This is a genomic window from Mycobacterium sp. ML4 (assembly GCF_054515735.1).
The window spans coordinates 207,168-220,369 of record NZ_JBTNSY010000005.1; the positions used below are offsets into that span (position 1 = coordinate 207,168).

12 protein-coding genes and 3 pseudogenes are annotated in these 13,202 nt (G+C 66.1%); 10 read left to right on the forward strand and 5 right to left on the reverse strand.

Annotation, left to right across the window (positions count from 1 at the left end; all coding sequences use genetic code 11):
- The first annotated feature begins 2 nt into the window (after window positions 1-2).
- A complete protein-coding gene (locus ACX9NE_RS07400; protein ID WP_459361116.1) occupies window positions 3-539 on the forward strand; it encodes a spore photoproduct lyase family protein in 537 nt (178 codons plus the stop codon).
- A gap of 220 nt (window positions 540-759) precedes the next feature.
- Here the strand turns inward: ACX9NE_RS07400 and ACX9NE_RS07405 are convergent, their stop codons facing one another.
- The 4 genes from ACX9NE_RS07405 to ACX9NE_RS07420 form a co-directional block, all read right to left on the reverse strand.
- The gene (locus ACX9NE_RS07405; RefSeq protein ID WP_459361036.1) at window positions 760-1,827 is read right to left on the reverse strand and encodes a YihY/virulence factor BrkB family protein; all 1,068 of its coding nucleotides are present in this window, start codon (window positions 1,825-1,827) and stop codon (window positions 760-762) included.
- 330 nt (window positions 1,828-2,157) lie between these two features.
- Window positions 2,158-2,529 carry a lipocalin-like domain-containing protein gene (locus ACX9NE_RS07410; RefSeq protein ID WP_459361037.1) on the reverse strand — a complete coding sequence of 124 codons (372 nt, stop codon included), beginning with the start codon at window positions 2,527-2,529 and terminating at the stop codon, window positions 2,158-2,160.
- Window positions 2,526-4,163 (reverse strand): acyl-CoA synthetase, encoded by a 1,638-nt coding sequence (locus tag ACX9NE_RS07415; RefSeq protein ID WP_459361038.1) that lies wholly within the window; start codon window positions 4,161-4,163, stop codon window positions 2,526-2,528. The genes ACX9NE_RS07410 and ACX9NE_RS07415 overlap by 4 nt, the downstream gene beginning before the upstream one ends.
- Before the next feature lie 78 nt (window positions 4,164-4,241).
- On the reverse strand, window positions 4,242-4,859 hold the full coding sequence (locus ACX9NE_RS07420; RefSeq protein WP_459361039.1) for a PaaI family thioesterase: 618 nt from the start codon (window positions 4,857-4,859) through the stop codon (window positions 4,242-4,244).
- Window positions 4,860-5,369: 510 nt separating this feature from the next.
- On the opposite strand from ACX9NE_RS07420, the pseudogene ACX9NE_RS07425 reads away from it, so the two are divergent.
- The 4 genes and pseudogenes from ACX9NE_RS07425 to ACX9NE_RS07440 form a co-directional block, all read left to right on the forward strand.
- Window positions 5,370-5,551 (forward strand): annotated as a pseudogene (locus ACX9NE_RS07425) (cyclohexanone monooxygenase); the annotation flags it as partial.
- A gap of 10 nt (window positions 5,552-5,561) precedes the next feature.
- Window positions 5,562-6,707: an alpha/beta hydrolase gene (locus ACX9NE_RS07430; RefSeq protein WP_459361040.1), complete on the forward strand. Its 1,146-nt coding sequence runs from the start codon at window positions 5,562-5,564 to the stop codon at window positions 6,705-6,707.
- A pseudogene (locus tag ACX9NE_RS07435) lies at window positions 6,707-7,073 on the forward strand (nuclear transport factor 2 family protein). The gene ACX9NE_RS07430 and the pseudogene ACX9NE_RS07435 overlap by 1 nt, the downstream one beginning before the upstream one ends.
- Window positions 7,070-8,146: a TIGR03857 family LLM class F420-dependent oxidoreductase gene (locus tag ACX9NE_RS07440; protein WP_459361041.1), complete on the forward strand. Its 1,077-nt coding sequence runs from the start codon at window positions 7,070-7,072 to the stop codon at window positions 8,144-8,146. The pseudogene ACX9NE_RS07435 and the gene ACX9NE_RS07440 overlap by 4 nt, the downstream one beginning before the upstream one ends.
- Window positions 8,147-8,180: 34 nt before the next feature.
- Here ACX9NE_RS07440 and ACX9NE_RS07445 read toward each other — a convergent pair whose 3' ends face one another.
- The gene (locus tag ACX9NE_RS07445; RefSeq protein ID WP_459361042.1) at window positions 8,181-9,677 is read right to left on the reverse strand and encodes an acyl-CoA carboxylase subunit beta; all 1,497 of its coding nucleotides are present in this window, start codon (window positions 9,675-9,677) and stop codon (window positions 8,181-8,183) included.
- Between the two features lie 111 nt (window positions 9,678-9,788).
- Between ACX9NE_RS07445 and ACX9NE_RS07450 the strand changes: the two genes are divergently transcribed.
- From ACX9NE_RS07450 to ACX9NE_RS07470, 5 genes and pseudogenes are all read left to right on the forward strand, one after another.
- Window positions 9,789-10,808 carry an LLM class F420-dependent oxidoreductase gene (locus tag ACX9NE_RS07450; RefSeq protein WP_459361043.1) on the forward strand — a complete coding sequence of 340 codons (1,020 nt, stop codon included), beginning with the start codon at window positions 9,789-9,791 and terminating at the stop codon, window positions 10,806-10,808.
- 109 nt (window positions 10,809-10,917) lie between these two features.
- Window positions 10,918-11,103: pseudogene (locus ACX9NE_RS07455) on the forward strand (hypothetical protein); the annotation flags it as partial.
- Window positions 11,066-11,899: an SDR family NAD(P)-dependent oxidoreductase gene (locus ACX9NE_RS07460; RefSeq protein ID WP_459361044.1), complete on the forward strand. Its 834-nt coding sequence runs from the start codon at window positions 11,066-11,068 to the stop codon at window positions 11,897-11,899. The pseudogene ACX9NE_RS07455 and the gene ACX9NE_RS07460, both read left to right, overlap by 38 nt.
- Before the next feature lie 12 nt (window positions 11,900-11,911).
- Window positions 11,912-12,403, forward strand: a complete 492-nt coding sequence (locus tag ACX9NE_RS07465; RefSeq protein ID WP_459361045.1) for a VOC family protein — start codon at window positions 11,912-11,914, stop codon at window positions 12,401-12,403.
- The gene (locus ACX9NE_RS07470) at window positions 12,400-13,182 is read left to right on the forward strand and encodes an SDR family NAD(P)-dependent oxidoreductase (protein WP_459361046.1); all 783 of its coding nucleotides are present in this window, start codon (window positions 12,400-12,402) and stop codon (window positions 13,180-13,182) included. The genes ACX9NE_RS07465 and ACX9NE_RS07470 overlap by 4 nt, the downstream gene beginning before the upstream one ends.
- Window positions 13,183-13,202: the final 20 nt, after the last annotated feature.

Below are 13,202 nucleotides of genomic sequence, written 5' to 3' on the forward strand. Positions count from 1 at the left end.
GAATCAAACGCGAAGTGCTGGTCCTGGGAGAAAAGAAGAGCTTGTCCGCGCGCCGCAACGAGCGCTCCAGCGACCTGATCGCGCCGTCGACGGCCAACGGCTGCGCCATGTCCTGCTCGTACTGCTACGTCCCTCGCCGCAAGGGTTATGCGAACCCGATCACGGTGTTCGCCAATATCGAGAAGATCACCGGCTATCTGGAGCGGCACGCCGCGCGCCAAGGGGTCAAGTCGTTCGCCAATCAGTGCGACCCCGTCGATTGGGTTTACGACATCGGCGAGAACAGCGACTGCTCGGCCGACGCCCTCGTCTCCGACAACGTCCGGGATCTCGTTGAGCTGTTCGCCCGAATCCCGAACGCCAAAGCGAGCTTTGCGACCAAGCTGGTCAACCGTGACTTGCTTGGGTACGACCCGCGTGGCGGCACCCGGATACGGTTCAGCCTGATGCCGGAAAAGACTTCTCGCGTCGTCGACATCCGCACGTCAGAGGTGAGCGAACGCATCGCCGCTCTGGACGATTTCGTCGAGGCCGGCTAAACCCACAACGAAGGCCTGCACGACGTGAACCTCGGCTGGCATCCCAAAGGCGAGGAGCTGTTGTGGCGACCGGACCTGCAGCAGCTCAAGCGCAGTCAGAGCGGCCAGAGGAATGTCCGGTACAAAACCCCGTGGAAGGGGCGCTGGGTGCAGGAGCTGACCGATCTGCTTGCCGCCAATTTGCCGAGTTGCCTTGTGCGATAAGCGTTCTGAGCCGCCGTCATTCGCGTCGGCCTCGGGTGCGGCGCAACCACCGCCCGCGTCGGATGTCCTTGCGCGCGGCGGCGGCGTTCTTGTCGAGGACACGAGTGTCTTTGGGAGGCAGCTGCAATTCGTGTTCGGCCTCGATTCCGGCTTGTAGTTGCCGTCCCCGCTCGAGCTCGGCGTCGAGTTCGGCGCCAAACAGCAGCGCCAGATTGGTGATCCACAGCCAGAGCAGGAACACGATCACGCCGCTGAGTGCGCCGTACGTCTTGTTGTAGCTGCCGAAGTGGCTGACATAGAAACCGAATCCGGCCGAGGCGGCCGCCCACACCACGATCGCCACCGCAGCTCCGATGCTGAGCCAGCGAAACCTCGGCTGCTGGACATTGGGTGTCGTGTAGTAGAGGATCGCGACCACGAGCGTGACGATCGCGAGGATGGCCGGCCACTTTGCGATCGACCAGGCTGTCTGGGCGGCGCTTCCCACTCCGATGGCGCGCCCGACGGCTTCGGCGACCGGACCACTGATCACCAGCATGAAAGCCACTGCAGCGGTGAGCACCAGCCCGGCCAGGGTCAGCGCCAACTGCAGCGGGCGCAGCTTCCATAACGGGCGTCCCTCGCCGATCTCGTACACACGGTTCATCGCCCGACCGAACGCGCCGACATATCCAGACGAAGACCACAGCGCTGCGAGCGCACTGAACACCAGCGCGAGACCGGCCGAAGGGTTGTCGACCACCTGCTGAATCGGCTGGCGCAGCATATCGACCGCAGATGCCGGTGCCACCCCGCCCACCACCTCGAGCAGTGCCTCGGTGGTACGGCGGCCCTCACCGAGGACGCCGAGGAGCGAGACCAGCACCAGGAGCGCCGGAAACAGCGACAGCACCGCGTAGTAGGTGAGGCCCGCGGCCAGGTCGAGACATTGATCTTTGTTGAACTCGTACGCGGTCTTGCGCAGCACGAACAGCCAGGACGCCTTGGTCAGGTCGTCCGGGGAGTCCGGTTTACTCGGGTCATCGGGATCGGGTGCGCGCCTGCGCTCCGTCCGCGGTGCGTCATCGGTGTCGGATCGGGTCATACCATCCCGTTCCCGCTACAGCGCCGGTCCACACTCGATACGGGTAATCGACCTACGCGGTCGCAAGAGTCGCCCAAGCATCCTTCAAGAGCACCTACCGCAGCATTGACGTCACGCCACTCGAGGCAGCGAGCGCCAGGGCGGACGTCGCGCGAGAAAGCCGACTACGCGACCCGCGAGTAGTCGCAAATTCGCACGGGAACGCCGGTTGCAGTGCGATTTTGTGTCTGCTCGGCTTCCCGCCGGGCTGCGACGTCGACTGGACAGGCTGCAAACCGGTCACATGCAGAACTTGGCCGGCTGGAGCAGCGTGCCGGTCCGGGCGTTGAATCAGCGGTCGCGGCGCCAGACCAGGATGCTGTGCGTGGTGCCCTCGGCGGAGGTCAGGCGCGCCGACAACGTCAACCGGTCGTCCTCGACCCGGGCGTACCGAATCTGCGGTTCTCGCAACAGCTCCGGCGTCGTCGCGATCATCACGTGGTGGGTGATAATTGCCGCCGCTTCGTCGACCTCGAATCGTCCTCCGTAGGAGACGAATTCGCCCTGGCCCGGCGTCAGCTGTGCGGACATGTGGCCGTCGGCGGTGTAGAGGATGAGGCCGGCGGGATGCTCGCCGAACGGATGCCGGACGGAGCCGGTGTTAGGTCGAGAGACGAAGGACTCCAACAGCCAACCGCCGAGGAGCGCTTGTCGCAGGTTCACGGATTCAGCGCCTGCTCACGCGCCCACCGGTAATCAGCCTTGCCCGACGGACTGCGCTCGATCACGCTGCGGAACACGACGGCCTTGGGCAACTTGTAGCGGGCCAACGACTGACCGGCGTGGGCCACCAGTTCCTGCGAATCGACGCTGGCACCTTCGGCCAGTGCGACGACGGCGACGACCTCCCGACCCCAGCGCTCGCTGGGCCGGCCCGCGACCACCACGTCGGCCACCGCGGGATGCGACGCGATCGCGGTCTCGACCTCCTCGGCGAAGATCTTCTCGCCGCCGGAGTTGATGGTGACCGAGTCTCGTCCGAGCAACTCGATGTGGCCGGTTTCGTGGTGGCGGGCGCGGTCTCCCGGAACGGCATATCGCACACCGTCGATCACGGGGAAGGTCGCCGCCGTCTTCGCGGCATCGCCCTGGTAACCCAGCGGGACATAACCGCGCTGGGCCAGCCAGCCGATGCCGTCGTGGCCCGGCGTCAGGATTGACGAAAGGTCCTCGGCCGCAACGACAGTGTCCGGACCGGCAGTGAAGGTGCCGGTCGACACCGCGCCCGAGGTGGACATGTGGTGCATCTGGGCGCCGGTCTCCGAGGACCCGACGCCGTCGACGACCATGGCGTTGGGCAGCGCATCGATCAGGCGCTGCTTGACGTACGGCGTGAGCAGGGCGCCGCCGTTCGCGACGACGAACAGCGACGACACGTCGGCGATCCCTTTCTCGATCGCGGCGACCAACGGACGTGCTATGGCGTCGCCTACCACCGTCACCACCGCCACGCGCTCGCGCTCAATGGTGCGCACCACGTCGTCGGCGTCCAGATGGTCGACGACCGTGGGGAAGACGATGGTCTGCCCGGTGGTCGCGGCCATCATCACCGTCCATTGCGCGGCACCGTGTATCAGCGGTGGCAGCACCAGCACTTTGGTGCCGGCGCCTGCCGTCACGCGCGCCACGATCTCGTCGACGGAACTCACGAATTGGCCCGTCATCAGATCGCGACCGCCGAAGGAGGTCATGAAGATGTCGTGCTGACGCCACAGCACGCCCTTGGGCATGCCGGTCGTGCCGCCGGTGTACAGGACGTACAGGTCGTCGGGGGAGTGCTGCACCGGCGGCGGGTCGGCGGGCTCGGCGACAATGCTCTCGTAATCGACTGCCCCGTAAACCAGTTCGTTGTCCGAGTCATCGGCGATCTGAATCAGCACCCGCAGCTTCGGCAGGTCGGGCAACACTTCGGCAACCCGCGGCGCGAACGCCGCATGGTAGAGCAACGCGGTCGCCCCGGAATCCGCCAGCAGGTACTGCAGCTCGTTCTTGACGTAGCGGTAGTTGACGTTGAACGGAGCAACGCGCGCCGCGAAGCTGCCGAACAGCGCCTCGACGAACTCGTTTCCGTTGTAGGCGTACAGCCCCAGCAGGTCCTGGCCGGCTTCGTGACCGGGCAGTTCCGAGCGTTCGGTGTGGCAGCCCAGCCCACGAGAGTGCAGGTAGGCCGCCAGCCGGTTCGAACGTTCGACGATCTGCGCGTATGTAAAGCGCTCGTCGCCCTGGATCACCAGTTCGCGGTCGGGTATGGCGGCGGCAACGGCCGCTACGACAGCAGGCACAGTGAATTCAGGCACGTCGGTCCTTCCTGCCGAGCAGTCGCAAAATCGCACGTGCGGGCCCCAACGGGTGCGATTCTGTGTCTGCTCGCGACATTACGGTTGGTGGGGGAGCAGGCGGACCATCAGGCCGGTCGCCTCGGTGAGCGCCACACCATCGGAGCTTGTCATGCTCGCGGTGGTGAACACCTTCCGGCCCTCGATTCGGTCGATGCGCCCACGGGCGGTCAGCCGTTCGCCGATCGGGGTGATCTTGCGGTAATCGACATGCAGGTACGCCGTTCGGGTGGGACGGATGTCGGCGGCAGTGACCACCATGCCGAACAGCCAGTCGTAGAACAGCGGGATCATGCCGCCGTGCACCGCGTAGTTTCCTCCGACATGGGACTGGGTGAAGTGTCCGTGCATAACGACTCCGTCGGACCGCAATGCGGTGAGGGTCCACGGCGGCATCAGCGGATGACCCAAACCGGGGATTTCCAGGACGCGGCCGGCCGGCACCTCGATCTCGGGCACCCGATGTGATTCGACAATGGCACAAGCGCTTTCGAGGTGCTCGCTGGCGGCATCCCACGCTGCGGCGTCCGGATTGGTGGAAACGGTCAGGTCCTGCAGGCGTCGCAGCGCGGTGATGTAGCGCTCCAGCCCGGGCGGTGCGGCCAGTGGCCGGACGTCGGGGAAACCGCCGCGGATCTCGCTGGTCGTTTCTGTCATGATGTCCCATCAGCCCAGGCTTGGAGCGACCGGTGGGTGGCCAGTGACGCGTGTTGGTAAAACAACGCAAGGGGCTTCGGCTGCCAGTAAGGCCAGTCCGGCATCCGAGCCCATCACCGCAGCCTGGCACTCCCGGAGGACGACGGCCGTGTGCCCGGACGCCGCCAGCTGCGCAAGAGCGGGCTTCATGCGGAGGCGGACTCCGGCGACCAGCCGCTCATGAACCTACCGATGAACGTCCAGGTGAACACAAACCTCATGTCGGGCACCTCCGGTCGTCTGATACTAAATTCGTTACAGTATAGATTTCAGCAGTTCGGCACTACTGATCCGGTGTGGCGAGGAGCGAGATGACCGAAGCGGTTGCCGGTGCCGGGGCGCCGGCCGACCCGGACGTCGTGGTGATCGGCGTGGGGTTCTCCGCGTTGTACATGCCGCACCGCCTGCGTCGGTTCGGACTTGCCCGCGTACCTGAGGCAGCCGAAAACGTTGCAGCACATGGCTTGTCGACCGATCGAGCACACCACGGCGCTGGTGGCGCCGACGGTGCTTGTTCACCCATGCTGGTACAACGGGGGCAATGTGCTCGGCAAGAAGCGGATGCACATGGGCTATTCGGCGGAATCCCCGAATACCGGCGGCGCTGCGAGGAGATCGCGGCCACCGGCTACACCGGTTTCAGGCTGAGGTAGGTGATAAGTCATGTCATGGGCACAGCGTGGACTCGGGATCACCCGAGAATTGGGCATGGTGTTGCCGCGGACCGTCGCCGGCTTCAATGAGTCGGCCCGACTGGCACCGTCGGGCCCGCGCGGTGTCCGCCAATTCGGTGAAGTGTTCCTGGACGAGCTTGTGCTGAGCGGGTTTTCGGTGCTCGGCGGAAGTGTTCCCAGCAACATCCGGTCGCTGGAGGCCTGCGCCCCGGCGGCGGAGGAGTTGTCGGCGCTGGGCATCGACGGTGCACACGCCGCACCGGCTCCGCTGCGGGTGCGCGCCATCAAGCGCCGTCGGATCGCCGGACTGTCCTACGAACGCATGTCCTTCGAGCATGATCCCGCGCTGCCGCAAACGCTGATCGACGAAGGATTCGGCGGCCCATCGCGGGCCGCGGTGCACCTGTGCCGCCACCGCTCACCCGGACCGCATGGTCCGCGGCCCTGGCTGATCTGGATTCACGGCGCCGGGCAGGGCGGGGCCGAAGACATGCTGATGTCGCGCCTTGACCGCATCTACCGGGACCTGGGGTACAACGTCGCGATGCCGATACAGCCCGGCCACGGGAGCCGCCGGGGCTACTGGCCGAGCTACCCAAACATGGATCCACTGGGCAACGTCGCTGGCATGATGCGGTCGGTCTCGGAGATCCGCGCGGTGCTGCGCTGGGCGCAGCGCCAAGCCGGCGCCGTTGTGGTGGCCGGGGTTTCGATGGGCAGCCCGGTGGCCGCGCTGGTGTCGCATCTCGAGCGGGAGGTCGACGCGGTGGCGCTCTACACGCCCATCCTGGGACTCAACGCGATGATCGCGCGACACCTGGGCCGTTCGGGGTCCGCACACCGCGAATGCCGGCGGCTGCTGCGGTCCGAGGTGGTCTCGCGGCTCACCTCGGTGATCGATCCGCTGATGGCCGACCCCGCGCCCCCACCGCGGCGCCGGCTGATCGTCGCCGCGCGCCACGACAGGATGGCGATGCCGGAGCCGGCGCTGGTGTTGCAGGAGAAATGGGGCGGTCAGCTGCACTGGTACGGCGGCGGCCACGTCAGCCATGTGTTCTCCCCTCGCGTCCAGAGGATCTCGGAGCGGTTTCTGCGGGAGGTCCGAGACGATATGGCGCCGCGGACGGCCGATTGATGGGCGCGGTGCGTACCGCGCGCGAGGTGGTGGAGCTCTACAACCTGGTGGTGTGGAACGAGCATGACCTGCAGCTCGCTGGGGAGTCGTTCGCCAACAACGTCATTCGGCACGAGGTTGGTGCGGCTCATATCTTGACCCACGACCGGGCGGTGCGACGTGTCGCCGACATGTGGCAGGTGCGTGACTCGCTGCACTTCGACCTGAATATCGGCATTGCAGGTGATGACCGTGAGCACGTGGCCATCGTCTATGACTCCACGGTCAGGGCCCACGGCGAAGAAACCAACGTGGCCAGCGTCGAGGTGTTCCGCGGTGTCGACCGAGGTCTGGAATTGCGGCTACCAGCAAGGGGTTTGGAAATGAGTGAACGGGTGCTTGATGAACTGGGCTACTACCTGCTGGCCGGGGCGGGGGGTGAGGGGCCAGCGACGCTGATGGACGAGGCGCGCCGCGGCGAAGAGCTCGGCCTCGGCACCGCCTTCATCTCCGAGCGCTGGAACATCAAGGAGGCGTCGTCTCTGGTCGGCGCGGCGTGCGCGGTGACCAGCAGGATGCAGATCGCCACCGCCGCAACGAATCACAACACCCGTCATCCGCTGATCACCGGCTCCTGGGCCACTACGATGCACCGGCTCTCCGGTGGACGCTTCACCCTGGGCATCGGTCGCGGCATCGCCGCCATCTATGGGGCGTTCGGTATACCGGTTGTGACCACGGCGCAGATGGAGGACTGGGCAGCGGTCATGCGCCGGTTGTGGCACGGGGAGATGATCTTCAATCACGACGGGCCGATGGGCAAATATCCCATCCTGTTTCTGGACCGGGACTTCGACGAGGACATACGCCTGGCGCTGGTGGCCTTCGGCCCGAAGACGCTGGCGCTGGGGGGACGCGCGTTCGACGACGTCATCTTGCACACCTATTTCACGCCGGAAACGTTGCGGCGCTGTGTGACAACGGTGAAATCCGCGGCCGAGGAGGCGGGCCGGGACCCGGCCGGCGTGCGGGTGTGGTCGTGCTTGGCCACCGTCGGGGATCATCTGCCCGAGCCGTTGCGCCTGAAGAAGACCGTCGCCCGGCTGGCCACCTACCTGCAGGGCTACGGCGACCTGATGGTGAAGACCAACGATTGGGATCCTGCCGTGCTGCAACGGTTCCGGGAAGACTCGGTGGTCACGTCCATCGCCGGCGGGATCGATCACAAGGCCACGCCGGAGCAGATCGAGCACATCGCCACCCTGATCCCCGAGGAATGGCTGGAGCCGTCGGCGACGGGGTCGGCCCAGCAGTGTGCACAGCGGATCCGTCGCGAGTTCGACTACGGCGCCGACGCGGTGATCCTGCACGGCGCCACGCCCGACGAGCTGGAACCCGTGGTCGCGGCCTACCGCGCCCAGCCCCGCGAGCAGACACAAACTCGCACGAATTCAGGATGAATCGTGCGAGTTTGTGTCTGCTCGCGCAATGAAATCAGGGCCATATCACGGTGCGGGTCACCGGCTCCGCAGCCACCTGCCGTGTGGACAGAGCTCGCCGCAGCGAGGCCAGCAGCGCGTCACGGGTCTCGCTCGGGTCGATGAGTTCGTCGAATCCGAAGCCCTCGGCCGAGCGGAAGGAAGCCTGCAATTCCGCGTCGCGCAGCTTGGCCGTCAGGTCCTCACCGGCGTGAGAGGCGCGACTGAGTGCTGCCGCACTCATGGCGCCCATGGTGGCGCCCGGATAAGCGAACGTGGCGGACTGGTGGTCAAAGCCGAGCAGCGACATCACCATGGAGCCGAAGCCGTAGGCCTTGCGCAAGGTCAGATGCAGCTTGATCGTCGTCGCGGCGGTCTGGGCGGCGAACATCCGCCCGCCGCTGCGCAGCACGCCGCTGCGCTCGGAGCGGCTGCCGGGCAACATCCCCGGATTGTCGGCCAGAAACACGATCGGCAGGTGGAAGGAGTCGGCGACCAGGATGAAGTGGGCCGCCTTGTCCGCGGCGTTGGCATCGATCGAACCGGCCAGCACCTGCGGCTGGTTGGCGACGACGGCGACGGGATGCCCGCCCAGGTGCGCCAGTGCGCAGATGATCGCCTTACCGAATGACGGCTGGACTTCGAACCAATCGGGGCGATCGAAGACGACGTCGAGCACCGCGCGCATGTCGTAGACGCGACGATTGTCGCGGGCAACGATGTTCAGCAACTCCGGCGTCGCCCGCGGCGCAGTCGTTTCGTCGGCGGGCAGGCCGGCAGGGTAGGACCAGGCGCTCGTCGGGAAATAGGACAGATAGCGGCGGATCTCGTCGAGCACGGTTTCGTCGTCCTCGGCGACATTGTGAATGACCCCGCTGGGCAGCGCCACACCGGGACCACCCAGGTCCTCCTTCGAAATGTCCTCTCCCGTGGACTCTTTCACTACCGGCGGGCCGGCAGTGAAGATGGTGCCATGACGGCTCATGACGCGGAAGTCGCAAACCGGAGCCACCAGGGCGCCATGTCCGGCCGAGGGCCCGAGTACCGCGGCGACCGTCGGCACCCGGCCCGAACACCGCGTCTGGGCGAGCAGGTCGGTAGGTGTGCGTCCGTAGTGCCCGCCGGTGGGCCGGAAGCCGGCGCCGTCGAGCAGCATCACCAGCGGAACCCGGTCGCGCAGCGCCAGTTCGGCGATCCGGTAGCGCTTGGAATTGCCTCCGGGCCCGATGCTTCCGGCCAGCGTCGTGAAATCCTCGCTGCCGACCATCACCGGGATGCCGTTGATCAAACCTGAACCCGTGATGATCGCGTCGGCGGCGACATCACCGCCGACCAGGGTGCCGATCTCCCGGAACGTGCCGGGGTCGAGGAGCCGCTCGATGCGGGCCCGGGCGTCCAGCCTGCCCTTGCCGCGGTGCTTGTCGAGACGTTCCTGCCCGCCCATGGCCCGCGAGCGTTGACGCCGGCGATCGAGGTCGTCGAGCGTCTCCTGCCAGTCTTCAGAGTTGCCCATGCCTGCGGTCCTTACTCGCTGCGGGGATGCTACTGAATGTAGCTGCCTGCGAACGCCGGGGCGCCGCCCTGACGTTGACCCTACCGAATCGCTTACTGTAGCTTTTGCCTCATGGTGCGCGGGGGCCTCAAAATCGATGGTGGCATACCCAACAGACTGGATCGGGTGGTCGAGGCGGCCGGCACCCTGGAAGAGCAGGGTTACGACGGCGGCTGGACCGCCGAAACCAGCCACGACCCGTTCCTGCCCCTGTTGCTGGCCGCCGAACACACCTCGCGTATCGAGCTGGGAACCAACATCGCGGTGGCCTTCGCCCGCAACCCGATGACCGTCGCGAACTTAGCCTGGGACTTGCAGGCCTACTCACAGGGCCGCTTCATCCTCGGATTGGGCACCCAGATCCAGGCACACATCGAGAAGCGATTCAGTATGCCCTGGAGCCATCCGGCACGCCGCATGCGGGAGTTCGTGGCGGCGCTGTACGCAATCTGGTCAGCGTGGAACGAGGACACCAAGCTGCGTTTCGAGGGTGAGTTCTACACGCACAAGATCATGACCCCGATGTTCACGCCGGAGCCGCACCCGTACCCGCGGCCGAAGATCTTTCTGGCGGCGGTCGGTGAGGCGATGACCGAGATGTGTGGCGAGGTGGCCGACGGGCATCTGGGTCACCCGATGGTGTCCAAGCGCTACCTGACCGACGTGACAATGCCGGTACTGCTGCGCGGACTGGAGCGTTCGGGTCGTGACCGTAGCGCCTTCGAGGTGTCCGCCGAGGTGATGGTCGCGACGGGCATGGACGACGACGAGTTGGCCGCCGCCATGGCGGCCACCCGCAAGCAGATCGCGTTCTACGGTTCTACGCCGGCGTACCGCAAGGTGCTCGACTTGCACGGCTGGGGTGACCTGCATGATGAACTGCACCGCCTTTCCAAGCGGGGCGAGTGGAACACCATGGGTTCGCTGATCGACGACGAGATCCTCGGTACGTTCGCCGTTGTCGCCCCGGTCGATGACGTGGGTGCCGCGCTGCGCAGCCGGGCGGAAGGAGTGGCCGACCGGGTGCTGCCCATCTTCTACTCCGCCACACCGGATTGTATTGCCGCCGCGCTCAAAGAGTTTCGCCGATGAGTGCCAACGATGGCTGAAGCGGCGCAGATGCCGGCGGACCCACAGGCCCATACCGCCGAGCGGCGACTGCACCGAGCTCTGTCCTATCTGCGTGCCAAAGCCCCGGTGTGCCCGGATCGCGGTCGGCAACTTCTTCACCGAATTGCTGCCGCGGCTGAAATCCCTCGAACTGGCCGGCGATCCGCAACCGGTCGCCGCCATGTTCGTGGGGCGCCTCGAGCACCTGCCGGTTCGGTACTCGCTGTGCCAGGATCGGTATGACGCACAAGACGATCATCATCACGGGCGCCAGTGACGGCATCGGTGCCGCAGCGGCGCGGCGGCTGAGTCGCAGCGGCGAAAACGTTGTCGTGGTGGGCCGTTCGCAGCGCAAGACCACTGCGGTGGCGAAGGAACTCGGTGCGGATTATTTCGTCGCCGACTTCGCCGACCTGTCTCAGGTGCGGGCGTTGGCGGACAAGATTCGCTCGGAGTACCCGCGCATCGACGTGCTGGCCAACAACGCGGGTGGCATGTGCAGGGAACTCGAGATGACGGCGGACGGGCTGGAGAAGACGTATCAGGTGAACTATCTGGCGCCCTTTCTGCTCACCACGGAGTTGATTGACCTCCTCGTCGATTCCCGCGCGAGCGTCCTCAACACCACCAGCTCATCGCAGCGGCTGCTGCCCGGGGTCAAGGTCGCCGACCTCGAACGCACCGGCCAGCGCCGGCCCATTGTCGCCTATGCTCTCGCCAAACTGGCGATCGTGTTGTTCACCAAGGAATTACATCGCCGCTACCACGACAGCGGACTGGCTGCAGCCACCTTCCACCCGGGGTATGTCAACTCCAACTTCGGCGATGCCTCAGGATCGCGATTTCTGCTGTTCATGAAAACCCGCGTCCCGTTGACCACCCGCTTCACCGCCACACCGGAGCAGGGAGCAGAACAACTGATCTGGCTGGCGACGAGCACCCCCGGAGTCGACTGGCGGCCGGGGGAGTACTACGCCAAGCACACGGTCTCCAAGGCCAACCGCACCGCCTACGACCCCGCCCTCGCCGTCGACCTATGGGACCGCACGCTTGCCACGCTGGCCCGGAGGTAGGATCGCTGTTCGGTGATCCCCGCGGCAGCGGTAATACTGGACACGCTACCGGAAGGGGAATTCGTGCTGGGTGTTCATCACGCCGCGATCTGTACCGCCGATGTCGGACGCTCGCTGCGTTTCTGGCGGGATGGGCTCGGATTGACCGAATTGTTCGATCACACCTTCACCGGTGACTGGCCAGAACTGTTCGGAGCCAAGACGGATCAGTTGCGCTCGATCTTCCTGGGGGATCCGCGGGCGCCCGACGCCGGCATCGTCGAGTTGGTGGAGTTGTCCGGGGCCGGCGAGGCGACCGGTGAGTACTCCGGACCCCGGCACGGCTTCTTTCTCCTTTCTCTGCAGCGCGAGGTGGACGCCACTCTGGCCACGCTGGCGGGCCTGGGCTTCACCGATGGCGTCCGTCAGATCACCATGCCCGCTCCGGCGGGCAAGACCGTTCCGATGGCGGTGATCACCGCGCCGGACGGCGTGCTGGTCGAGTTGATCGGGCCCGCGGCATGACCGCCTCGGTGGCCCTGGTGACCGGCGGCGGGTCCGGGATCGGCCGGGAAACCGCCGTCATGCTGCGCGATGCCGGCCACGACGTCGTCGTATGGGACGTGGCCGGCGGCGACATCGATTGCGATATAAGTGATCTCAACTCCGTGACCGCGGCGATGGAGCACACCGTCCGCCAGCACGGGGTGCCAACCCGGGTCGTGGCCTCGGCCGGCATCGGCTCGTCCGGGCTGCTGCTGGCGATCGATCCCGCCGAATGGCAACGGGTCCTGGCGGTGAACCTGACCGGCACCTTTCACACGATCCGGGCCGCCGCCCAAGCAATGGTCGATGCCGAACTGGAGGGCTCGATCGTCGTGGTCTCCAGCATCAGCGGCACGGTAGCGGACCGGGACATGGGCGCCTACTGCGTCTCGAAAGCCGGCCTGGACATGCTGGTGAAGGTCGCCGCCGTGGAGTGGGGCGTGCACGGCATCCGCGTCAACGCCGTCGGGCCCGGCGTCACCCGAACCCCGATGCTGCCTGACGCCGAGAAGTGGCCCGCCTGGGTCGAGGGCATGTCCAAGCGGACCGCGTTGCGTCGGCTCGGGGAGCCCGGCGACGTGGCGCAGGCTATCGTCGGTGTGCTCGAAATGTCTTGGGTGACAGGCCAAGTGCTGCATGCCGATGGCGGGTTGTCGCTGCACAGCCCGATCGACGCCTATGGGCAGGTCGAAAAACTCATGAGGCTGAAGAGGCTGCAGGAGCTGCACAAGGCAAAGCAGCAGGCAGACGGTACCTAGCCCCGACGGTGAACCTCACG